17 protein-coding genes and 1 pseudogene are annotated in these 21,991 nt (G+C 53.6%); 8 read left to right on the top strand and 10 right to left on the bottom strand.

Going from position 1 to position 21,991, the window contains the following annotated elements; translation table 11 throughout:
- Together M891_RS0109970 and M891_RS0109965 are read left to right on the top strand one after the other, a co-directional pair.
- A pseudogene (locus tag M891_RS0109970) lies at window positions 1-203 on the top strand (ISLre2 family transposase); the annotation flags it as partial.
- Window positions 204-427: 224 nt separating this feature from the next.
- Window positions 428-1,183 carry an SGNH/GDSL hydrolase family protein gene (locus M891_RS0109965; RefSeq protein ID WP_332258793.1) on the top strand — a complete coding sequence of 252 codons (756 nt, stop codon included), beginning with the start codon at window positions 428-430 and terminating at the stop codon, window positions 1,181-1,183.
- 32 nt (window positions 1,184-1,215) lie between these two features.
- On the opposite strand, the gene M891_RS0109960 is transcribed toward M891_RS0109965, so the two are convergent.
- Window positions 1,216-1,722, bottom strand: a complete 507-nt coding sequence (locus tag M891_RS0109960) for a CYTH domain-containing protein (RefSeq protein ID WP_028538726.1) — start codon at window positions 1,720-1,722, stop codon at window positions 1,216-1,218.
- 165 nt (window positions 1,723-1,887) lie between these two features.
- Here M891_RS0109960 and M891_RS0109955 point away from each other — a divergent pair, with 165 nt between their 5' ends.
- Window positions 1,888-3,717 carry a methyl-accepting chemotaxis protein gene (locus M891_RS0109955; RefSeq protein ID WP_028538725.1) on the top strand — a complete coding sequence of 610 codons (1,830 nt, stop codon included), beginning with the start codon at window positions 1,888-1,890 and terminating at the stop codon, window positions 3,715-3,717.
- 345 nt (window positions 3,718-4,062) lie between these two features.
- On the opposite strand, the gene M891_RS0109950 is transcribed toward M891_RS0109955, so the two are convergent.
- Together M891_RS0109950 and M891_RS0109945 are read right to left on the bottom strand one after the other, a co-directional pair.
- Entirely contained in the window at window positions 4,063-5,670 is a 1,608-nt protein-coding gene (locus M891_RS0109950) for an amidohydrolase (protein ID WP_028538724.1), read from the bottom strand.
- 61 nt (window positions 5,671-5,731) lie between these two features.
- Window positions 5,732-6,691 (bottom strand): alpha/beta fold hydrolase, encoded by a 960-nt coding sequence (locus M891_RS0109945; protein ID WP_028538723.1) that lies wholly within the window; start codon window positions 6,689-6,691, stop codon window positions 5,732-5,734.
- Between the two features lie 202 nt (window positions 6,692-6,893).
- On the opposite strand from M891_RS0109945, the gene M891_RS0109940 reads away from it, so the two are divergent.
- Window positions 6,894-7,676 carry a Cof-type HAD-IIB family hydrolase gene (locus tag M891_RS0109940; protein ID WP_028538722.1) on the top strand — a complete coding sequence of 261 codons (783 nt, stop codon included), beginning with the start codon at window positions 6,894-6,896 and terminating at the stop codon, window positions 7,674-7,676.
- Window positions 7,677-7,864: 188 nt separating this feature from the next.
- Entirely contained in the window at window positions 7,865-8,800 is a 936-nt protein-coding gene (locus M891_RS0109935) for an S-layer homology domain-containing protein (RefSeq protein ID WP_028538721.1), read from the top strand.
- Window positions 8,801-8,883: 83 nt separating this feature from the next.
- Here M891_RS0109935 and M891_RS0109930 read toward each other — a convergent pair whose 3' ends face one another.
- The 3 genes from M891_RS0109930 to alr form a co-directional block, all read right to left on the bottom strand.
- Window positions 8,884-10,254, bottom strand: coding sequence for an MATE family efflux transporter (locus tag M891_RS0109930; RefSeq protein ID WP_028538720.1), 1,371 nt, complete (start codon window positions 10,252-10,254; stop codon window positions 8,884-8,886).
- 46 nt (window positions 10,255-10,300) lie between these two features.
- Window positions 10,301-11,233 carry an aldo/keto reductase gene (locus M891_RS0109925; protein WP_028538719.1) on the bottom strand — a complete coding sequence of 311 codons (933 nt, stop codon included), beginning with the start codon at window positions 11,231-11,233 and terminating at the stop codon, window positions 10,301-10,303.
- A gap of 238 nt (window positions 11,234-11,471) precedes the next feature.
- Window positions 11,472-12,647, bottom strand: coding sequence for an alanine racemase (gene alr, locus M891_RS0109920; protein WP_051416901.1), 1,176 nt, complete (start codon window positions 12,645-12,647; stop codon window positions 11,472-11,474).
- Between the two features lie 159 nt (window positions 12,648-12,806).
- Between alr and M891_RS0109915 the strand changes: the two genes are divergently transcribed.
- Window positions 12,807-14,054: a PucR family transcriptional regulator gene (locus M891_RS0109915; protein ID WP_028538717.1), complete on the top strand. Its 1,248-nt coding sequence runs from the start codon at window positions 12,807-12,809 to the stop codon at window positions 14,052-14,054.
- Between the two features lie 103 nt (window positions 14,055-14,157).
- A complete protein-coding gene (gene ald, locus M891_RS0109910) occupies window positions 14,158-15,291 on the top strand; it encodes an alanine dehydrogenase (RefSeq protein ID WP_028538716.1) in 1,134 nt (377 codons plus the stop codon).
- Window positions 15,292-15,335: 44 nt separating this feature from the next.
- Here the strand turns inward: ald and M891_RS23675 are convergent, their stop codons facing one another.
- The 3 genes from M891_RS23675 to M891_RS0109895 all read right to left on the bottom strand — a co-directional run bounded on the left by M891_RS23675 (window position 15,336) and on the right by M891_RS0109895 (window position 19,275).
- Window positions 15,336-16,292: a D-alanine--D-alanine ligase gene (locus M891_RS23675; RefSeq protein ID WP_051416900.1), complete on the bottom strand. Its 957-nt coding sequence runs from the start codon at window positions 16,290-16,292 to the stop codon at window positions 15,336-15,338.
- 64 nt (window positions 16,293-16,356) lie between these two features.
- Window positions 16,357-17,838, bottom strand: coding sequence for an aminotransferase-like domain-containing protein (locus M891_RS0109900; protein ID WP_028538715.1), 1,482 nt, complete (start codon window positions 17,836-17,838; stop codon window positions 16,357-16,359).
- A 126-nt stretch (window positions 17,839-17,964) separates the two neighbouring features.
- On the bottom strand, window positions 17,965-19,275 hold the full coding sequence (locus M891_RS0109895) for a hypothetical protein (protein WP_028538714.1): 1,311 nt from the start codon (window positions 19,273-19,275) through the stop codon (window positions 17,965-17,967).
- Between the two features lie 203 nt (window positions 19,276-19,478).
- On the opposite strand from M891_RS0109895, the gene M891_RS0109890 reads away from it, so the two are divergent.
- Window positions 19,479-19,967, top strand: a complete 489-nt coding sequence (locus M891_RS0109890; protein WP_028538713.1) for a hypothetical protein — start codon at window positions 19,479-19,481, stop codon at window positions 19,965-19,967.
- A gap of 51 nt (window positions 19,968-20,018) precedes the next feature.
- Here the strand turns inward: M891_RS0109890 and htpG are convergent, their stop codons facing one another.
- Window positions 20,019-21,899: a molecular chaperone HtpG gene (gene htpG, locus M891_RS0109885; protein WP_028538712.1), complete on the bottom strand. Its 1,881-nt coding sequence runs from the start codon at window positions 21,897-21,899 to the stop codon at window positions 20,019-20,021.
- Between the last annotated feature and the right edge of the window lie 92 nt (window positions 21,900-21,991).

Raw genomic sequence — 21,991 nt, 5'->3', positions numbered from 1 at the left:
TTCAAGAAGCGGGCACGGTGGTAAGAACGGTTGAAGGACAAGCGAGTAAGCAGGCAACGCCGCAGCAGTCGATAAACATGCGGCAATTGCTCAAGAACGTGACGCAACCGGTCAAGGGTTGTATCGCTGGAATGATTCGCATGCTGCAAGGACCGAAGCAAAGCAGCACAACGGGTATGGCACTCAAAGCACTTCGCGGATAACGGCAAAAAATTCTGACAAATCACTTGTGTTTGATGAAAGAACGAAGCAAAGCGCTTACAAGGAAGAGGTTCCTTCGGGGTTCGCGTTCCAGGCATCTTAAATGACTGCCCACGCTAGCTTGACACTGACAATACGAACTGTTTACTTGCATAGGCGAAGAAAACTCATCTACAATAGATATAACGAAATGAACAAGGTTTCGGGGTTTAAGAGGGGTGATATTGTGATCAACGACAGCAAGTTTTTTTCCAAAAATGAAATCAAGTATATGGTCAGCGGAGACTCCATTTCCAAAGGCGTCATCTACGATGAACAACGCCGTAAGTACGTCGTCTTGGAGAACAACTATGTATCGCTGCTGCAGCAGAAATTGAAGGGTGCGGTTCATAATACCGCGCGGTTTGGTAACACGTTAATGAAGGGGCTCACGAACCTGAAGCGGGACGTGGAGAAGGATAAACCCCACATCGTTTTGATCGAGTACGGAGGCAATGACTGTGATTTCAACTGGAATGAAATTGCTGAGCATCCCGAGGCGGAACACCACCCGAAAACCGACTTTCCTCTATTTGAGAAAATGCTGACCGAAGCGATCCAATTCGTAAAGAGTCAGAACATTGTCCCGGTCCTGATGAGCTTGCCGCCGCTCAACGCCGACAATTACTTCAAATGGGTCAGCCGCAACGACCCGGAAGCGGAGAAGAACATCCTGAAATGGCTGGGGAGTGTCACGAAGATTTATTGGTGGCAGGAACGGTACAATTCAACGATTCTGAAAGTATCGGAAATGACCAAGACCAAAATGATCGACGTACGCGGCGCTTTTCTCGAGCACCCTGATTACACCAAGTTCCTCTGCTCGGACGGCATCCATCCAAATGAAGACGGGCACCGGATCATCTGCGATAAAGTGCTGGAGTTCGTCCGCAATAACTACGGTTTTTTGCTGCGGGAAGGCGGCGGACTGGCGCTGGAATAGAGAACTGTCATAGAACGAGAGACCTGAGGATGTCAGGTCTCTTTTTTGCGGGCTTGTAAATCGCGCCATACCTTCTTGTTGCTGTATTCCTTGCTGGTGCTGATGTCCGGGCCAAACCAGGCCGGCGGCTCAAAGGACCGCGCCTCTTCCTCCGAGCTAAACTCCACTTCGAGCACGATAAAATCGATCTGGTCGTAAACGTCGATCTCTACTGTACGCTTGTCCCATTCGGCAGTCACCCGTCGTTTGGTCAAAGGGATCGCCTGATGAATCGCGATAATCTGCTCATACAGCCCCTCCGAAATGGACACCTCCACTTCTTTGCGGGACAGGCCAAACCCTCTTTTGAAGGTATGTGTATATTGAATCTCTCCGGTACGCAAGTCCTCAATTCTGCGAACCCGCAGCTCCTGATCCTCATGCAGGGCTAGATACGTCTGGTCGATCGCATGTTCCGACCGAACCACCAGCGCTCCCTCTCGAATCAGTTGCTCCGGATACGCCGGTAACAGAAACTTGCGTTCAATTTCCAGCGACAACGGAAAAAACCTCCTCATGTTCTTTTCAGTAAAAATTCAGTATCCGTTCATCGTGAATTCAGCGGTCTTTCATGCTCCATTCAGTTGTTATTCATGCTGGATTCAGTCCCCCCAGATACACTGGACATATCCATTATACGAATACATACCTAGGGGGACAATCACGTGAAACTCATCCAAGACATGAAGATTGCGCTAAAAATCCGCTTGCTGGCGTATTGCCTGTTTGCGTTTCTCCTTATCATCGGTGTCGTGGGTCTTCGGGAAATTTCCAACGTTAACGACAAGCTGGAGGAACTGAATAACGAACGGCTCGTGCCGATCGTGAAGCTGGAGGAGCTGAAATCGAGCATGATTGCGGCGAGCACCTCGGCCAACAGCTACATGAACGCCTCCGATGACGAAGAACGCGCTTCGCTGAAGGAGGAAATCACCGCAACCTTAACGAAGATCGAGGCAAGCTTGTCCGAATATAACGATGAAACTGACCAAGCGACTGTAAGCAATGTATTGACTACATACGCAGCATATACTGAGGCGTTGGACAACTTCCTGACGACGTACCAGAACGGCATGACCGGTCCAGGAGGCCCAGGGGCGAACGCGCCTGCAACGGAGGAGGCCGCTGAAGCGGGTGCTGAAGCAGGGGATGCAACAGGGGTTGCGGCGGGGGCAGACCCAGCCGCCGAACCGGCAGGGGAACCCGGCGGACCTCCAGCAGAAATGACCGCCTTGGATACGGCGAAAGCCGAATTGATCGACGCGATGGACGGCTGGATCAATGAACATATCAATGAAGCGCGGCAAACCTATGAAGACAGCAAAGCGGTCTACCGTTCCACCTGGATCACCATGTTGATCCTGCTGGCCATTTCCGCCGCCGTCACTGTCGTTCTGGCATTGTTTATTATTCGCGCCGTCGTCCATCCGATTGAAAAAGTAACCTCCAAGCTGAAGGAGATTGCCGACAGCAACGGCGATTTAACCGGGCGAATCGGTTATCGCAGCAAGGATGAGCTCGGCGTGCTCAGCCAAAGCTTTGACGCCTTTATGGCCAAGCTGCAAACGATCATCGGGGAAATCATCGCCTCCAGCGGCACGATGTATTCCGCCAGTCAGTTGCTGAGCCGGGCAACGGGAGAAACCACCGCTTCACTGGAAAACATCTCCGCCACGGTACAGCAGATCGCTTCCGGCACCTCGGAGAATGCCGCTGTCGCGGAGGAAACGTCCGCCAGCTTAACCGATATGGCCCGGTTCTCCGAATCCACGGCCATCGCCAGCAAACATACAGCGGAGAAGAGTAAAATCGTCGGCGAAGCCGCAGCCAACGGGGCGATGAAAATTACAGAGATCGAAGAGGCCATTACCGATATCGAGTCGTCAACCCGCCTCGTTACGTCAACGATCCGCCAGCTTAACGATTCATCCGAGCGCATCGCCAACATGACCGAGCTGATCGCCGGCATCTCTGCCCAAACCAATCTGCTGGCGCTGAATGCCGCGATTGAAGCGGCCCGCGCCGGGGAAGCCGGCAGAGGATTTTCCGTCGTGGCCGATGAAATTCGCAAGCTGGCCGATGAGAGTCGGATCGCCGCTCAAGAGATCGCCGATGTGGTTGCCGACAACCAGTTGAAGTCGGCGGAAGCCGTAGCCTCGGCCAATGAAGCGGCCGGCAAGGTGCAAGAAGGCGTGGAAAAAGCGGCGGAGGCAAAGCGCAGTATCGATCATATTCTGGGCAGCGTGCAAGAAATCATCGGCCAGATCGCCCGCATCGATGAGGATAACGATCGGCAGGCGCAGAGCACCCGGGAGATGGAGAAAGCGATCAGCAGCATCGCGATCGCGACCGAAGAGATCGCCGGAGGCACGGAGCAGATTAGTAGCAGCATCCAGCAGCAGCTCGCCACGATGAACGAAATCGACGGCACCGCCGACCAGCTGGCCGCGATGGCGAAGAAGCTGCAGGACATGACCTCCGGCTTCACGGTGTAAGGATGTTCAGGCACCATGCTCGAGCACAACAAAGAAAGCCGTCCCGGGAGTTCAAGCTCCCTGGGACGGCTTCTTTAGGTCATATCGGAAATCTATTCGAAATTTCATATATAAAATGGTGCCAACGAAGAAAAAAAGGGAATCTATTCGGTTTTTCATATAGATTTAGGCTGTTTCTCTCGGAAATGAGCAAATGTATATGAAATTTCATATAGATTCCCTTAAATCCGCCCAAATCGTTAAATTGTATTCGATTTTTCATATACATTAGGCGCGAGAGGGGAGTGGGAAGGCTCAACAGCGGAACAAGTTGCTGGACATGACCTCCGGCTTCACCGTGCAAGTCTATGGCGCCCGGTAACCGATCTCCCCGTTGACGATGGTCATCCGCACCTGGACTTGGAGAAGCTGCTCGGGATCGCCTTCGATCTCCCGGTCGATGACTGTAAAATCGCCGGCTTTCCCCACGGCGATCTCCCCGCGCTCGTCCGCTTCCCCGGCGGCCTGGGCACTGCCGCGGGTAAAGAGCGCCACGGCCTCCGCCGTCGTCAGCTTCTCTTCGGGCAGATAGCCCTCGTGCGTCTCCTCCGGCGCCCGCCGGGTCACCGCCGCATGCAGCCCAAGGAACGGGCTGAGCGGCTCGATGGGCGCGTCGCTGCCGCCGGCGCAGGGGATCCCGGCCGCCAGCAGCTTCTTCCAGGCGTACAGGTACGCCGTACGCCCTTCCCCCACCCGCTCCAGCACCCAGGGGAAGTCGCTGGCCACGAACCGCGGCTGGATATCCGCCGCGAGCGGCAGCGCGGCCATGCGCTGGACGAGCCCGGCGTCCAGCACCTGCGCATGGATCAGCCGGTCCGGGAGCCGGCTGCCGGAGATCAGCGGCTGCGCCTCCATCGCGCGCAGCGTGAGATCGGCGCCACCGTCGCCGATCGCGTGCACGGCGATCGGGAAGCCCTGCCGCCGCGCCTCACGCACGATCTCGGCGAGCCGCTCCTCCGGATGGATCGCCATGCCCCGGGTGTGCGGCGCATCGCTGTACGGCTGCTTTAGCAGCGCGGTGCGGCCGCCGATCGCTCCGTCGGCGAACAGCTTCACCGCGCCGATACGCAGCCAGTCGTCGCCGTCGCCGGCCCGCACCCCAAGCTCTTCCGCTTCCTCCAGAAACGGATAGTACAGCAGCTGGTGGGTGCGGAAGGCGATCCCTTCCTCGCGCAGCTCGCGGCAAATGCGCTGCATCGTCTCGATGCTGCCGAGAAACCGCAGGTCCTCGGTATGGGCAGCGGTGAGCCCCAGGCGCAGCGCGTCAAGCCAGGCGCGGCGAATGGCGTCCTTCTTCGCGGCATAGTCCGGTTCTGGCTGCGCTCGGGTGAACGGCACCGACGCCTCCTCATACACCCAGCCAGTGAAGCGCCCTTCCTCGTCCCTGCCGTATGCCCCGGCTTCCGGGTCCGGCGTATCCGGCGTAATCCCCGCGCGGCGGAACGCCTCGGAATTGGCCAAATACGCATGGAAGCAGGTGCGCGTCAGGAAGATTGGATGGCGGGTGCTAACCGCGTCCAGCTCCTCCAGTGTTGGTGCCGCAGCGGGTACGAACCGATTCTCGTCCCAATTCAGGCCGAGAATCCATTCGCCGGGCGGCGTCACCGCCGCGCGCTCCCGGACAAGTCGCAGCATCTCCTCCTTCGAAGTGACGCCGCTGAAATCAAGCATGGCGAGCTTCATGCCGTGCATGGACAGGTGCATATGCGAGTCAGTTAAGCCGGGGAGCACCACGGCCCCTTCCCAGTCGACGGTACGCACCGCCCGGCCTGCCAGCTGCAGCTTCAGCTCCGCCGTCCGCCCGATGGCGCGGATGCGGCCGTTTTCCACGTATACCGCATCGGCTTCTTTTTCAGAGAGTCCGGTTGGCTCCAGCGCTTGGATTCTCCCGTTGATAAATAACGTGCCCGTCACGAACACCGCTCCTTTCTGCCTGCCCGTTCAGCCTGTTTGTCAGTATTTTTGCGGGCTTCCCTTACATTCCTAGCATAAACTGAACGATCTTGTCGTGCATTCCCGGCAGACCTTCATGGCCGAAATCCGGGTAAATCTCCAGCTTCTTCGGCGAAGTGATCGCGTTGTAGGCAGCAAATTGGGTGGATGGCGGGCAAATCTCGTCCATCAATCCAACCCCCATCAGTACTTCCGCTTGAATGCGGCTGGCCAGATGATGCACATCAATGTAGCCCAGCTTGGCAAACAACTCCTCCTCCCGTTCATGCTGCGGATCAAAGCGGCGGAAGTACAAGCGTAATTCCTCGTATGCATTCTTGGCCAAATCCATCTCCCATACCCGGCGGTAATCGGAGAGGAACGGATAGACTGGAGCAGCCCGACGAACCCGGGGCTCCAGCGCTGCGCATGCTAACGTGATCCCGCCGCCTTGCGACCAACCGGTGACGCCGACGCGGTTCTCATCCACCTCCGGCATCTCCATAGCGATCCCCGTCAATTGTACAGCGTCCAGGAAAATATGGCGGAACAACATATTTTGCGGATCCCCGTCTACCCCGCGGATGATATGGCCTTGCAGCGTATTGCCGATCGTTCCGCCAACATCCTCCGATCTGCCGCCTTGACCGCGGCAATCCATCGCAAAGACGTGGAAGCCAAGCGAAGCGTATCCCAGCTTTTCCGTCCAGTCGCCGGCATTCCCGGAATAACCGTGGAACAAAATCACGGCAGGCGCCGGGCCGTCCGATTTAACCGGGCGCACGTATTGCGCATGGATGCGGGCTCCTTTTACTCCGGTAAAATAAAGATGATAGCACTCCACACCCGGCACTTGATATTCCGCCTTCTCCAATTGAACCTGTGAATCCACTGCGCGCATTTCGCGCAGCGCTGTCTCCCAATAAGCGTCGAAATCCGGCAGCTTGGGGTTAATTCCTTTGTACTTGCGCAACTCGTCTAAGGGCATGTCAATAACCGGCATTGGCCTCTTCCTCTCTCCACAATAGGGGCTGATTTACACCGTCCGGCTGAACTGCCGCAGCAGTTGCCGGGCCATCGCTCACAGTATAGCTTGACAACGCTTTCTATACAAGTGGATCGGAGGCGATGACCGGTTTGCGCGCCCATGGTACACTATTTTTATAGATAACAGATAAAAAAACGAACGGATAGGAGCCATACCTATGAACAACAAGTACACCATCGTCTTCTTTGATCTCGACGGCACGCTGCTGAACGAGGACAAGCAAGTTCCGCAGGATACGATTCAGGCCATTGCTGAACTCAAAGCAAGCGGTATCGAGCCGGTGATTGCAACCGGGCGGGCGCCGTATTTTTTTCAACCGATCGCCAAGCTGCTTCACATCGAATCCTTCGTCAGCCTAAACGGGGCTTACGTTGTCTACCGGGGCGAGCCGCTGCTTCAGCGGCCCCTGCCTGCGCAAAGCCTTCAGAAACTCGTTGAGTTGGCTGGGCGCCATCAGCATCCACTCGTATTTCAGGGGCATGACCGTTACTACACCAATACCGAAGCTCACCCCTTTGTCGTGGAATCTATTAATTCGCTGAAGGTCGAGCATCCGGGATTCGATCCGGAATTTTGGAGCAAATCCCCGGTGTATCAAGCTTTTCTGCATTGTGAGGAGCAGGACGAAGCGTTGTACGATGGACAATTCGAGGACTTGCGTCTGATCCGCTGGCACTCGAAAGCGATGGATGTCACGCTGCGCGGCGGCTCCAAGGCGGTGGGCATCGCAGCCATGCTGGAACGTCTCGGCATCCCTCTGTCTGCCGCAGTCGCCTTCGGAGACGGTCTGAATGATAAGGAAATGCTGCAGGAAGTCGGTTTAGGGATCGCCATGGGCAATTCTCATCCAGACCTGCTGCCTCATGCCGATTATGTCACGGCGGCTGTGGATGAGGGCGGCATCCGTCAAGGTCTGCGTTATGCGGGACTGATTAACTGAGACTTTTCGCAAAAAATAGGAGATTCTTTGAAACATCTGCAGCTCTTCCTGCGTCAAAGGGTTAAACCAGTCTGAATCCGGAAGGAGGGAAATGATACCTTAAGCCTCGCCGTACGCTATGCGAGAGCAGAGCAGACGGCGAATCTGATTCGTTTAACTCATTACTGTTTCCAGGAGGGACTTGACGAATGAAACGGAACAGAACGTTCTCTTTCTCTAAACTTTCCAAGCTGACGCTGCTCATGGTCATCGCGTTCACGATGATGTTTGGCGGTACGGCCTCAGCTTTCAGCGACATTAAAGGTGACCAGGAGCAAAAGGCGATCGAACGCCTGGAGAAGATGGGAATCATTAAAGGCGACCTTCACGGCCGTTATTATCCGGCCCAGAAGCTGACAAGTGCGGAAGCCGTCACGCTGATCGTGAAAACGCTGGATCTCAACTTCGATACGATCCGGTTCATCAAACTGCCCAAAGCCAGCGATTATTACACCAAGATAAAGGATCATGCTTGGTATTCCGAAGCCTTTGTGATCGCGAACTACTACGGGCTGGGCATTCCGAAGGACATTAACCCGGCCGCCAAAGTAACGAAGGAGCAATTTAGCCACTGGTTGTTCAAAGCGCTGAGCGTAAAGGGCGAATACGCGTTTACGATGCAATATGTGTCCATCAAGGACGAGAAGCAAATCAACAAAGACTATATGAACAGCATTCAAGCGCTGCTGAAAGCCAAAATCGTTACCTTGGATAAGAAGGGAAACTTCGGACCAAAGCAACCGATCTCCCGCAGTGAAGCAGCAGGCATGCTTGACCGGACGCTGCAATTTATTAAAGACAATGAGCCGATTGCGAACCCAATTCCCGGCTTGTCTAATTTTACCGTGAGCACAGACAAACTCACCAGCGACGTGACGAAGGTGACGATTACGGCGATGGCGCCGCACCCGGGCTACGGTCTGGAAGTGTCGAGCATCTCCTTTAAGGATGACAAGGCAGTCATCGACTATCGCATCGTCGAGCCTCAACCTGGGCAATTTTATCCGCAGGTCATTTCCGAGGTGAAGGCCGTCGCATACATTCCAGCCGGATTCCAGCCGGTGCTGGGCGCTCCATCCAAATAATCAGCATATTATGAATAAAAAAGAAAGGACCGCATGGATCCGGCAGCAGCCGATCGATGGCGGTCCTTTTTTTATCGTGGAGATTATGCCTTCGGCTCCGGGGTTGTTCCAAACGTCCGAATCCACCGATAGCGATTCACCTTCACGATCGCTACAAAGCATTTCAGGATTTGATCCGATTTCAGACAGATAAACGTCAGCAGCGGCGACAACCCCCATACTACAGCGCAGAGAAAGGATGAAGGCAATACGATCAGCCACATGAAGATTAAATCGTTGTATAACACAAATTTCGTATCTCCTCCGCTGCGCACGATGCCCGTCAGCACCGGCATTTGATAAGCCGTGCCTACCGCTGTTATGGAGAGCACCGTCATAAACTGCAAGGCCAGATCCTTGGATGCCGGGGATATGGCATAAAAGCCCAGCACCATGTCTTTGATCAAGAAGAGCACGGCCCCTGTCGCCAAACCGATAAACACATAAAGCACCTGCAGCGTTTGGGCGTAAGGCTTGATTTTTTCCGGATGTCCGGCGCCAATCGTCTTCCCGATAATCACAGCCGTCGCACTGGCCGAAGCGTATGTGACGACCGACACGATTTGGAAGACTGTTGTGGCGATACTGTTCGCGGCAATCGCCGCTTCCCCCATATGCCCCAAGATTCCAGACTGTACCGCCATGGCCAGCCCCCAGAGACCGTTGGACATCAGGATGGGAGAGCCCACGCTAAGGTATTGTTTGAACGTCCCCCGGTCAAATCGGAAGAAGTCCCGCAGCGTGAACCGGATTTTGCGATCCACTCGTTTGAGATACACCAACACGATGACCAGCTCGATGATACGGGCCGTTAGCGTCGCCGCCGCCGAGCCTCTCACCCCCCAAGCGGGGAACCCGAAATGCCCGTAGATCAGCAAATAGTTCAAACAAACATTGATCAGTAACGTCGACACGGAGAGGATAAATCCAACTCTGACCGTCTCCACGCTGCGCAGAGAAGCGAGCAGCAGGTTGGTTGCCGCAAAGAAGAGATAGGAAAAACCGATAATCCGTAAATACTTGGCCCCTTCTGTGATGACGTTGTCCTCGTTGGTGAATAAGGACAGGCATCCGTGCGGGAACAAGAATACCGCCAGCCACAGCAGGAACGCCAGCAGCAGTGCGATGCGCATTCCAATGCTGGCTACCCGCTTGATGGTTCGGATGTCCCGCGCGCCCCATGCCCGTGATGAGAGGATGACAACGCCCTCCCCTACGCCCATCACAAGCATTTGCAGCAAGAACTGGATCTGGTTAGCCAGAGCTACACCGGATAAGGCCGATTCACTGTAACCGCCAAGCATGATGTTATCCGATAAATTGACGCCAAAGGAAATAATGTTTTGCAGAGCAATCACTAAAGTTAGTCTGAAAAAGCTGTGATAAAATGCCTTATCCTGCACCAGAAGTTTCATGTTTGCGTACCAGCTTTCATGTTTGCTTACTAGCTTTCACGTGTGCTTACCAGCCCAACGATTTGAAGCGGATATCCCGTTCCCATAGCTCTTGCAGTTTTCGCAGCGATTCCTCCGGCAGAGGCGCGCTGCTTGCAGCTACATTTTCACGGAGCTGAGCGCTGTTTCGGACGCCGGGAATCACCGTTGTCACCTCAGGATACGCCAAAATAAACCGCAGCGCCGCCATCGTCATCGTCGTGTGCTCATCTTCCAGGAAGCGAATTTGCTCCACCAGCTTCGCGCGGGTCTGAATCACTTCCGGAGACCAGCGGCTGCGCACGCCGGAGAACGAGCTGTTGCCGTTATATTTGCCCGACAACCAGCCGGAATCCAGCGGCACCTTAATAATGAGTGCAACATCCTTCTCCTGTGCGGCCTGAAACGCTTGTGCCGTTTCCTGATAAAAGATGTTGAACATCACTTCCATAACCCCAAGCTGAGAATGCCCCAGCGCCTCCAACATTTCTCGGCTGGAATCGACGGACACGCCATATGCCAGAATTTTGCCTTCCGCCTTCAGATCCTCCAGCACTTGATAGTGACCGTATTTACCATCCAGAACATCAAACGGCGGATTATGGATCAAGACCGAGTCCAAATAATCAGTTTGCAGCCGCATCAGGCTGCGTTCCACCGAATTGCGAATCTGAGATGCGGAATAATCGGTCCCTTCCGGGGAATGACCGAACTTCGTATTGATGACCGCTTTGTCCCGTTTTCGCTCCAACGCTTTGCCGAGTAAGACCTCGCTTTTGCCTTGACCGTAATTGGGAGCGGTATCAAAAAAGTTCACCCCAAGATCCAACGCCTCATGTACGAGACGGATGGCCTCATCCTCCTCCATTCCCGCCCAATCCTGCTTGTTGCCAAGCTGCCAAGCGCCAAAGCCGATTTCCGACACCTGCTTGCCGGTTGTTCCGTACCTTCTGTACTTCATCCTCTCACGCTCCTGCGATGTTTGGATTTTAAATCAAGGAACTCTTGCCCCAATTCTAGACCGGATCATGTAAGCCGCGCAAGGAGAAATCCACTCCCCCCCTTTCCTACTTGAAACCTTTCCGCATACAACGTTAAGATATATGACATAAAAGAGGTTTTTTACGGGAAATACCGCAAAAACCTCTTTACGAAAACCGGAAGCTTGGATTATGATGCCATAAGCATGATACCTAATCTTACATATTTAAGATTTGAGGATATACGCGCGGGACTCGGACTCCGAGCTGACAAACGACCTCATAGTTGATTGTTCCCATCCAATCGGCGACCTCGTCAATCGCTATCGCCGCCGTATCGCCCGTTCCGCCGAAGAGGATCACTTCCTCTCCCGCTTGGACGCCCTCTACCTCGGTGACGTCTAACATCGTCTGGTCCATGCACACTCGGCCGATGATCGGCGCCCGCTGTCCGCGAACCAGCGCAAACCCTCGGTTCGAAAGCGTCCGTGACAGCCCGTCGGCGTATCCGATGGGAACCGTGGCGATCAGCCGCTCTTCACTCGCCCGGAACGTCCGGCCGTAGCCGACGGATTGGCCCGGCTGGATCCGCCGGAGCGAAGCGATTTTCGTCTTGAGCTGCATCGCCTGCTGCAAAGGATACTCCGGCAGCCGCAGCTGCGGCGAAGGATATAACCCGTAGAGTGCGATCCCGATGCGAACGAGATCCAGATGCATTTGCGGGAACCGCATCGCAGCAGCACTGTTGCAGCAGTGCTTGATCGGTACGTGCAAGCCGTGGGCCTCCAGGGCATCGAGGCAAGCTTGGAACCGGGCGAATTGCTCCCACGTATACGTCGGGTCGGGTCCGTCCGCATCCGCGAAATGGGTAAACACGCCTTCCAGGATGACGAAGGGCGCAGCCGCTGCCGCAAGTTCAGCGAGCTCAATCACCGCCCGGGTGCTAGATAAGCCGATCCGGGACATCCCGGTATCCACCTTCAAGTGGATGCGTGCTGCACGCCCGTACTTTCTGGCGCAAGCGATCGCCTCCTGCAGGACTTCCCTGGTATCCACCGTCAAGGTAATGCCCTGCCGAACCGCTGCTTCGACGCCAAACGGTGGCGTGTAGCCGAGCACGAGAATAGGTTGTGATATACCAACCGCTCGCAGCTCTAGCGCCTCATCAACGAGGGCCACGCCAAGATCATCGGCGCCGGCATGGATGGCAGCTTGCGCCGCTTGTACCGCTCCGTGACCGTAGCCGTTCGCTTTGACTACGGCCATCAGCCGGCAGCCCTTGGCGATTTGCTTGCGGAAGAGCCCCGTATTGTGGGCGATGGCGTCCAGCGACACCTCCGCCCAAGTTTCCCGATAGCCGGCAGGGGTGGAGACCCTTGATCGCATCATTGTCATCGTGGAATACCTCTTTCCTCATAAATAATCATTATGAAGCATCTTGAAATTAAGTATAATTCAGCCGCTCCTGCCGGGGTTTGTCTCCCTATCCCAAAAAAACGGCATGATCCTAGTGCGGCTTCACAAACCATATCGCATCGGAGGTGACCTTCGCCTATGTGCCAAGATCAAGACGATATTTTCGAGCCCTATTCCGACAATCTGGAATTGCTCGCGGAGAAGATCAGCGATGTGTTAGGGCGTCCAGTCACGATCGAAGACGCCAACCATCGGCTGGTTGCCTACAGCTCGCACGAGCCGGAGACCGACGCGGCGCGGCTGGCCACCATCGTCGGGCGCCGGGTGCCCGACCAGATCATTGGCAGTCTCTGGCGAGATGGCGTTATGCCTCGCCTATTGGAGAGCGAAGCGCCGATTCGCGTCGCCCCGATTCAAGAGGTGGGGCTTAGCGGCCGCGTAGCGACAGCGATCCGTTCAGGCTCCCGGGTGGTCGGCTTTATTTGGGTGCTGGAAGCGGAGAAGCCTTTTTCGGACCAGGAAATGGCGTTGGTCGCCAAGGCGGCCCAAGCGGCCCGCACCAAAATGGCTAGGTGGCAGCTGCAGCGCCATAAGGAGGAAGAGGCGCATCGCGATTTTTTCTGGCAGCTGCTGACCGGGCATCTATCCAATGAAACCCTGATTCGGGATAAAGCCCAGCGGATCGGGATCACACTCCCTCCGCAGTTCCATGTGGTTGTTCTGCAGTTTGCCGCCGAAGTGAAGGAATCCTGGCAACAGCAAGCGCTGGAGAGATGCGCTCCTCTCTCCGCGAACAGCCGGATCGTGCTGCGCGCCATTAATAAGAATCAGCTGATTTTGCTATTCGCACCGCTAACGTCGGATACGATGGATGGAGTCACCAGCCAGCTGGGGCTGCTTCAACAAAATTTGCGCACCTTTTTTTCGCCGCATTTCCTAGGATTGGCCAGCGGATGTCTCTACAGCGAATACGGACGGCTGGAAGACAGCTACCGTGAAGCGCTGCTCCTGCTTGAAGTGAAGCAGCGGTTCCCCAAGGAGACGGGAGATCACGTGATGTATGGCGATCTCGGGTATTACCGCTACCTGCCCCGGATCTGGGAAGAGCTTCAGCAACATGGCGGCGCAGGCAGCCAACTGGCCCGGCTGCGGGCCTACGATCAAGAGCATCACAGCGAGCTGGTGCACACGCTGGAAGTGTTTTTGGCGCATGACAGCAATGCGAAGACAGCCGCCGAAGCGCTGCATGTTCATGCGAATACCCTGAATTACCGGCTGAAGCGAATCACTGAAATCGGCCGGATCGACTTAACCAGCATGGAGCAGAAAGTAACCTTATATTTGGAACTCAAAGCCGAACGTTTCGGCGGCCGCAACGCATTGTGAAATTTCACAATGCGAGCGGCCTTTTTTCTCATATCTCCACAAACAAAAATTGCAGCTCCTGTCCTATACTGATGTCAGATCGTTTGACAGAGGAGGTTACCGCATGATCGTTGGAGTCCCCAAAGAAATTAAAAATAATGAAAATCGAGTTGCCCTGACCCCATCAGGCGCCTATTCGCTGGTTCAAGCAGGTCACTCGGTATGGATCGAGACCCAGGCGGGTGCTGGCAGCGGCTTTGAGGATACGGAATATGCGGCCGCCGGGGCCAAGGTGGTCAGCCGTGCCGCCGAAGCTTGGTCGGCTGATCTGGTTATGAAGGTAAAGGAACCGCAGCCGTCGGAGTATGGCTTCTTCCGTCCAGGTCTGATCCTGTTCACATATTTGCATCTGGCGCCGGAACCGGAACTGACCCAAGCGTTAAAAGATCAAGGCGTGACCGCGATCGCGTATGAAACGGTCGAAGTGAACAAAACGCTGCCGCTGTTGACGCCGATGAGCGAGGTTGCCGGGCGGATGTCCGTGCAAATCGGAGCGCAGTTTCTGGAGAAGCCGCATGGCGGCAAAGGCATCCTGCTCGGCGGTGTGCCTGGCGTGAAGCGCGGGAAAGTGACGATCATCGGCGGCGGTGTCGTTGGCACGAATGCAGCCCGAGTAGCCATCGGTCTGGGTGCCGATGTGACGATCATCGATCTGAATCCAGATCGCCTGCGGCAGCTGGAGGACATCTTTGGCGCCAGCGTGCAGACGCTGATGTCAAATCCGCAGCACATTGCCGAAGCGGTTGCCGAATCCGACCTGGTGATCGGCGCGGTGCTGATCCCTGGTGCCAAGGCGCCAAAGCTGGTCACCGAAAGCATGGTGAAAACGATGCGCCCCGGCTCGGTGATCGTGGACGTGGCTATCGACCAAGGCGGCATCTTTGAAACGGTCGACCGAATCACGACCCATTCCGATCCGACCTACGTGAAGCATGGCGTCGTGCATTACGCCGTAGCGAATATGCCGGGCGCCGTGCCGCGCACCTCTACGCTCGCGCTGGCTAACGCTACGCTGCCTTATGCGCTGGAGATCGCTTCGAAGGGCCTTTACACGGCGCTCAGTGAGCGGGCCGCTCTGCGCAAAGGCGTCAACGTCGCCGCGGGTGCGATCACCTACGCCTCTGTAGCCCGTGACCTGCACTATGAGTATGTGCCGGTTGAAGAGGCGCTGGAGCTGTCCAGCCCGCCAGTGAACTAGGCGATTTCACTTACATCATGAAGAGATCCGCTATCGCGGGTCTCTTATTTTATGTGGGCGCTATGCTGTGGTGTGAAAGACGACTCCCCCCGTTCGGCCAGCGACAGCTCGATGATCCGGTCGAGCAGTTCGCTGTAAGGGATGCCAGCGGCAGCGGCGCTGCGCGGGAGCAAGCTGTTCGCCGTCATTCCCGGCAGCGTATTTACCTCCAGCACGTAAGGCACTCCGTCCTTGAGAATCATATCGACCCGGGCGTAGACACGGCATTGCAGCAACCGATAGCAAGCCAGCGCTGCTTCGCGCACCCGTGCCTCAACATCGGGAGGCAGGGTGATCGGCTTTTCCTCCGCCCCGCCATCGCTGTATTTGGCTTCGTAGTCAAACCACTCCGCTCCATTGGCCGCCCGGATGCCCAGCACCGGGAGCAGCTCCCCGTCCAGGATCGGGCAGGTGATTTCCTGGCCGGACACCATGGACTCAACGAGCACGGACTCGCCCCATCGGAACGCTTCCTCCAGCGCGCTGCCTAATAACTCCGGCCGATCAACGCGCTGGACACCGATACTGGAGCCTCCGGCATTTGGCTTGACGAACAGCGGATATGCGAGTCTCGCTGCCTTGGATTCCCATGATCCGTCCGCGAACATTCGCCGATCCAAATAGGCTCCGTCCGGCGTCGCGATCCCTTCGGTCTGCAGCAGCCGCTTCGTCAGATTTTTATCCATGCATAAGCTGCTGGACAACACGCCGCTGCCCGAATACGGGATGCCCATTGTCTCCAGCACGCCTTGTACGGTACCGTCCTCGCCAAAAACACCATGCAGCGCCAGTAAAGCGAAGTCAATCCCCCTCACCCGGTCGATCAGCTCCTCGCGCTTCGTTAGCTCAATCGGTATCACTTCATATTTATTGGAGTCCAGCTTCCCCACGATTTCCTTCCCCGTCATCAGCGAGACCTCGCGTTCCGAGGAGACGCCGCCCATAATGACGCCAACCTTCATTCTGTTTCTCTCCTTCACCCGTTGTTTTACGTCCATGCAGCACCTAACTCGAACTCTCTTGCAACTAATTCAGATCCCCTAGCAGCTTTGCAGCCATTTCACCGATCAGACGAATCCCTTTCTCAATGTCTTCCTCCGGCACCCGCGAGAAGCCAATCCGCATCGTATTCCGCCCCCCGCCGTCAACGTAAAACATATCCCCCGGAGTGAAGAGGACGCCCTGATCTGCACAAAGCTCGAGCAGCTTCCACGTATCGAACTCCTCCGGGAACTCCAGGAACAAATGTAACCCGCCGCTTCCTGACAACCGAGAGAATGGGACGTACCGTTCACAGCAGTCCTTCGTCCATTCGTACTTCCGCCGATATTCGGCCCTGGCCCGTTTCAGATATTTTTCGAGATTCCCGTTCAGCAAATATTGATATAGCAAAGATTGGTCTAACGTCGAGGTATGAATGCTGCGCGCCCGTTTGACGCTTTCCAGCACCTCGATCAGCTCCCGATCCGCTAAGATCCAGCCAACGCGAATCCCCGGGAACAGCACCTTCGAGAAGCTTCCCAAGTACACCACGCCGTTCCCCTGCCCAGCCATCGCAATCAGCGGCGCAACGTGAGAGCCTGAATACCTCAGCTCCTCATTGAAACCATCCTCGATTACCGGCACTCGGTAGCGGCTAAGCAACTCCAGGATGGCCAGTCGCTTCTCGGCAGACGTCACAATGCCGGTCGGATTGTGATAGGAGGGCACCAGGAACGCGCCGTCGAACGGCTGCGCCTTCAGCTCGCGCTCCAGCGCTGCAAGGTCCATTCCGTCCGGCTCCATCGGGATTCCGGTGATCTCAAACCCGTGGCGCCGCAAATTTTTGATCGCGGTCTGATGGGTTGGGTTTTCGCATAACATGCGCCCGCCCGTATTGCCATCCCGACCGAGAACGGACAACACGATGTCCAGCCCTTCCGTAAACCCGCTGGTGATCAACAAACCCTTGCCTTGCAGATCCACGCCTTTGCGTTCCATATAGTTCAGCAAATAATCGATAAGTGGTTTATATCCTTTGGCATATCCATAGTTCAATAAGACGCGGCCTTCCACCGCCATCCGATCCAGGAATGCGCGTTTGACGTTCTCTAAATCAAACAGTTGCTCATCGGGGGCGATGCTCGTAAATAAAATGGCGCCTTTCGCCGCCCGCATGCCGGGCTTGCTGCGTTTCATATGGTCGAGCTCCACGGACAGCCGGGCTTGCCGGTTCATCCGCTCTCGCCAATCCATCTGCCAAGCAGGGACCGCCTGCCCGCTGGGGGCAGAGACCTCGGTGACAAAGTTCCCTCTGCCTGTGACCGCATACACCAGCCCCTCATCCTGCAAGGCTTCATAGGCGGCAATGATACTGCCCCGGCTGACGCCCAGCAACTCCGACAGCTCCCGTGTAGAGGGAAGCTTCTGCCCAGCCTGCAAAGCGCCTTGCATCATCAGCCGTTTGATATAATTTTTCACCTGTACGTAAACCGGCGTTTCCGCCACAAGTTTAAATTCATGAAACACCCTATATCGCCCCCACCCTCATGATGGCATATTTCAGGCCAAAAATAAAAGAACCACCCTCCCGCATTTTTCGGAGGAAGGTGGTTCTCCCGTTTTTATACCATCACTTTCAAAAGTAATGTTAAGTTACTGGGGCGCGATAAGATAGATTCCAGATAAGTTCAAATCATTAAATGTTGTCCAGATTGGTTCATAAACTTTATAATTTCCTGCCTTAATGCCACTTTCTAAATCCTCTTTAACAGTGAGTGTACCTGTATGAATTCCGGCCAAATCAAATGTCCAGCCCATTAGCTGATTGTTATAGGAATAGTTGGTTAATACAGGTCCACCGCTATCGCCATTAATTGAGGTGTAACCAATGGCTAAAACTTCATTATTTTTATACCCATATCCAGCGCCGCCCCACCAAATATCAACATTGGCATAAGCGATTTTTCCGGAAGTTGTTGTACCGCTGTTTGCTCCTCTCATATAAACGGTATCACCTACCGTGTCGCTAATATAGACACCTGTAATCATTGCCATATTAGATGAGGAGGGATAAGGTACACGTGCTCGGCCTTCAAAATTAGAGTTTAAAGTAATGTATCCAGAATCTGAAACAGCGTAGGAGCCATCCCCAGGTGAAGTTGTTCGATAGGTGAAATTTCCAATTGAATCTGTTGCACTTGTCGGTTGGTACCACGGACTAACACTTCCCGCAGTCTGACAGTGACCTGATGTAACTAATACATCCTTATCATTTTCATTTACTCCATAGTACCCACCTGTGCATACCGAATAAATTGTTTTATCGGGCTCGTCTGGTTTTGGACGATAGTTCCCGCCTATTTTAGCTCCCATCGGAATGAGTGATCCCCAGTTAGTATTGTCGGTTTCTGCTCTTAGAGCTGATGGGGATAACGTTGTATATATAAGCATGTCCGACTTGGGGAACAAAGATGAGATGGAAAGTCTCTCTTGCTTCTCTAGTTTTGCATCAAAAACTACAATTAATTTGTTATTCTTTATGTCCGGTATAAGCGCCAGAACAGTTCCAGGTTGAGCATTTTGTTTGATTTTCTCTTTAGCATCAACAATATCAGCCCAAGAGTATTTGGTTACTTCAAAATCAACTTTTTCATCATTCTGTATTGAATCCCTGATAAGCTCTAAGTCTTTTATTATTGGGATGTCCTTTTTTACACGTTGGTTTTCAATATAGTCAGAGAGAATTGCTGAATTTTTCAATTCATAAGGAGGTGAGGTTAAAGTTAAAGGATATGGTACTTCGTTTGACTTATTTTTTTGGGATTCATTTGCAATTTCTTGAATAGAACCTTTAAACAACTTCATCTCAGGAATAGGGTTTTCTTCGGCATTTACAGAAAAGGTAACAAGTGAGCTGAAAACAAGAGAAGCAGCAAGAAAAATGGAAAGTGTGATCCTTTTCATAATACGTGCTCCATCCCTTCTTTTTATTGAACTAGGAAGCGATGATTATCAAAGCAAGACCGTTTAATTGTTTCAACTCCTTTCTTGTCCGAAGTATTTGCTTTGTTTTGTTAGTTGCACGATCTTAGCAGAATTCTTACTGACGCTTCCATTTGGAAACAAAAACTTGTCCTCTATCGTCAATCAGATAGGAGGTGTTGATTTTGAAAAAGTTCGCTGTTGTTATGTGTCTTTTGGTTTTCGTCGGTTGTCAGGCTATTCCACCAGAACCATCAAGAGATGATACAACGGAGCCCCTTCCAACATCTGCAGAAGAAGCGGAGCATTCTCCCATCTCTGTGGATATTGGAGTTCCAGAGCAAGTCAAGGTTGGTGAGTCCTTCCACATTCATGCCACGCTTGAAAATACAACCGATCAGTCGATTGAGATAACAACTGGGGATCCGGTATTTTACTATATCATACGAGACAGCAACGGTAAGGCTTTAAATACCATAACTAGAACGGATGTCGGAGTTGTACAGACGTTGGATAAGAAAGAGATGATATCAGAGAAGCATACCTATAAATTTAATAAACCAGGTATATATGACATCTCAGTAGTTGCTGATTTCACACTTTCCGATAAGGATCATAGCAACCAAATTTACCAAGTGGATAGCGAGCCAAAGAAAATTCAGGTGCTTGAATAAAAATAAAAGAACCACCCTCCCGCATTTTTGGGAGGAAGGTGGTTCTTCCGCTTATACCATCACTTTGCAAATGTCGTTTGTAAATTCGACTGGATCGTTGATCGGCAGCCCTTCGATCAGCAGCGCCTGATTGTAGAGCAGGCTCGTGTACAACGCCAGCTTCTCTTTGTCGTTCTCGTAAGCCTTCTTCAGCGACTGGAAGACGTCGTGGTTCACGTTGATCTCCAGCACTTTCTCGGCTTTCACCGACTGGCCGTTAGCGCCTGGCATCGAGTTCAGCACTTTTTCCATCTCGATCGTCAGCTCGCCTTCCGTCGATAAGCAGACCGGATGGGATTTCAGACGTTTGGACGCTTTGACTTCCTTCACCTTGCCCGACAGCAAGTCCTTCATCGCGGCGAACAATTCCTTGTTCTCATCCGTATTCGCCTTATCTTCGGAATTGTCGGCTTCAATGCCCAAATCCCCGCTCGATACCGATTTAAATTCCTTATCCTTGTATTTCATGATCATCTTGATCGCGAACTCGTCAATGTCGTCGGTGAAATACAGGATCTCATATCCTTTATCCAGTACCAGCTCCGTTTGCGGAAGCTTCTCCAGCCGTTCCACCGATTCGCCGGCCGCATAATAAATATACTTCTGGTCTTCCGGCATGCGGGAGACGTATTCATCCAGCGTAACGAGCTTCTTCTCCTTGGACGAAGTGAACAGGAGAAGATCCTGCAGCACGTCCTTGTTGACGCCGTAGTCGTTGTATACGCCAAACTTCAGCTGGCGGCCAAAGGAGGCATAGAACTTCTCGTATTTCTCGCGGTCTTCCTTCAGCAGCGTCTGCAGCTGGCCCTTGATCTTGCTTTGGATATTCTTCGCAATCAGCTTCAACTGACGGTCATGCTGCAGCATTTCCCGAGAAATGTTGAGCGACAGATCCTCGGAATCCACCATCCCTTTGACAAAGCTGAAATAGTCTGGCAGCAGATCCGGGCATTTGTTCATGATCAGCACGCCGTTGGAGTACAGCTCCAGCCCTTTTTCGTATTCCTTGGTGTAATAGTCAAACGGCGTTTTCTCCGGAATATACAAAATCGCGTTGTACACGACCGCACCGTCGGCTTTGATATGGATATGCGATACCGGTTTGTCGAACCCGTAGCGTTTCTCCATGTAGAAGTTTACATAATCCTCTTCCGTCAGCTCGGATTTGTTCTTGCGCCAGATCGGCACCATGCTGTTGATGGTTTGTTCTTCGGTAAACGTCTCGTATTCACCTTCACTGCCTTCCTTCGGCCGGCTGCTCGTGACGTCCATCTTGATCGGGTAACGGATGAAATCCGAGTATTTCTTGATGATCGACTTCAAACGGTATTCCTCGAGGTACTCGTCATATTGGTCGTCTTCGGAGTTTTCTTTGATCTTCAAAATAATATCCGTACCCACCGTTTCCTTCTCATACGGTTCGATCGTATAGCCGTCCGCCCCTTTGGACTCCCATTTGTAAGCTTCGTCCGAACCCAGCGCCCGGCTGATCACGGTAACCACATCAGCGACCATAAACGCGGAATAGAAGCCAACGCCAAACTGCCCGATAATGTTATGGCCGTCCTTCAATTCATTTTCGTTCTTAAACGCATACGAACCGCTGTTGGCGATCGTTCCGAGGTGCTTCTCCAACTCTTCCTTGGTCATGCCGATCCCGGTATCGGAAATCGTCAAGGTCCGGTTGGCTTTATCCGGCTTAATCTTAATAAAATAGTCGTCCTTGTTAAATACCAGCTTGTCGTCCGTTAACGCCCGATAATAGATTTTATCAATGGCATCGCTGGCGTTCGAAATCAGCTCACGCAGAAAAATTTCCCGCTGTGTGTAAATCGAGTTGATCATCATTTCCAGCAGTCGTTTGGATTCTGCTTTAAACTGCTTTTTCGCCATGAATCGGTTCTCCTTCCTTTCACCCCATGAGGGAACTTGTCTAACAACATATTAGCACTCTACAGGGCAGAGTGCTAATTCCTAGTTTTTAG

The sequence above is a fragment of the Paenibacillus sp. J14 genome (assembly GCF_000518465.1).
Taxonomy (GTDB): domain Bacteria; phylum Bacillota; class Bacilli; order Paenibacillales; family Paenibacillaceae; genus Fontibacillus; species Fontibacillus barengoltzii.
The sequence above is the reverse complement of the archived record's forward strand: the minus strand, read 5'-3'. Positions and strand labels throughout refer to the sequence as shown.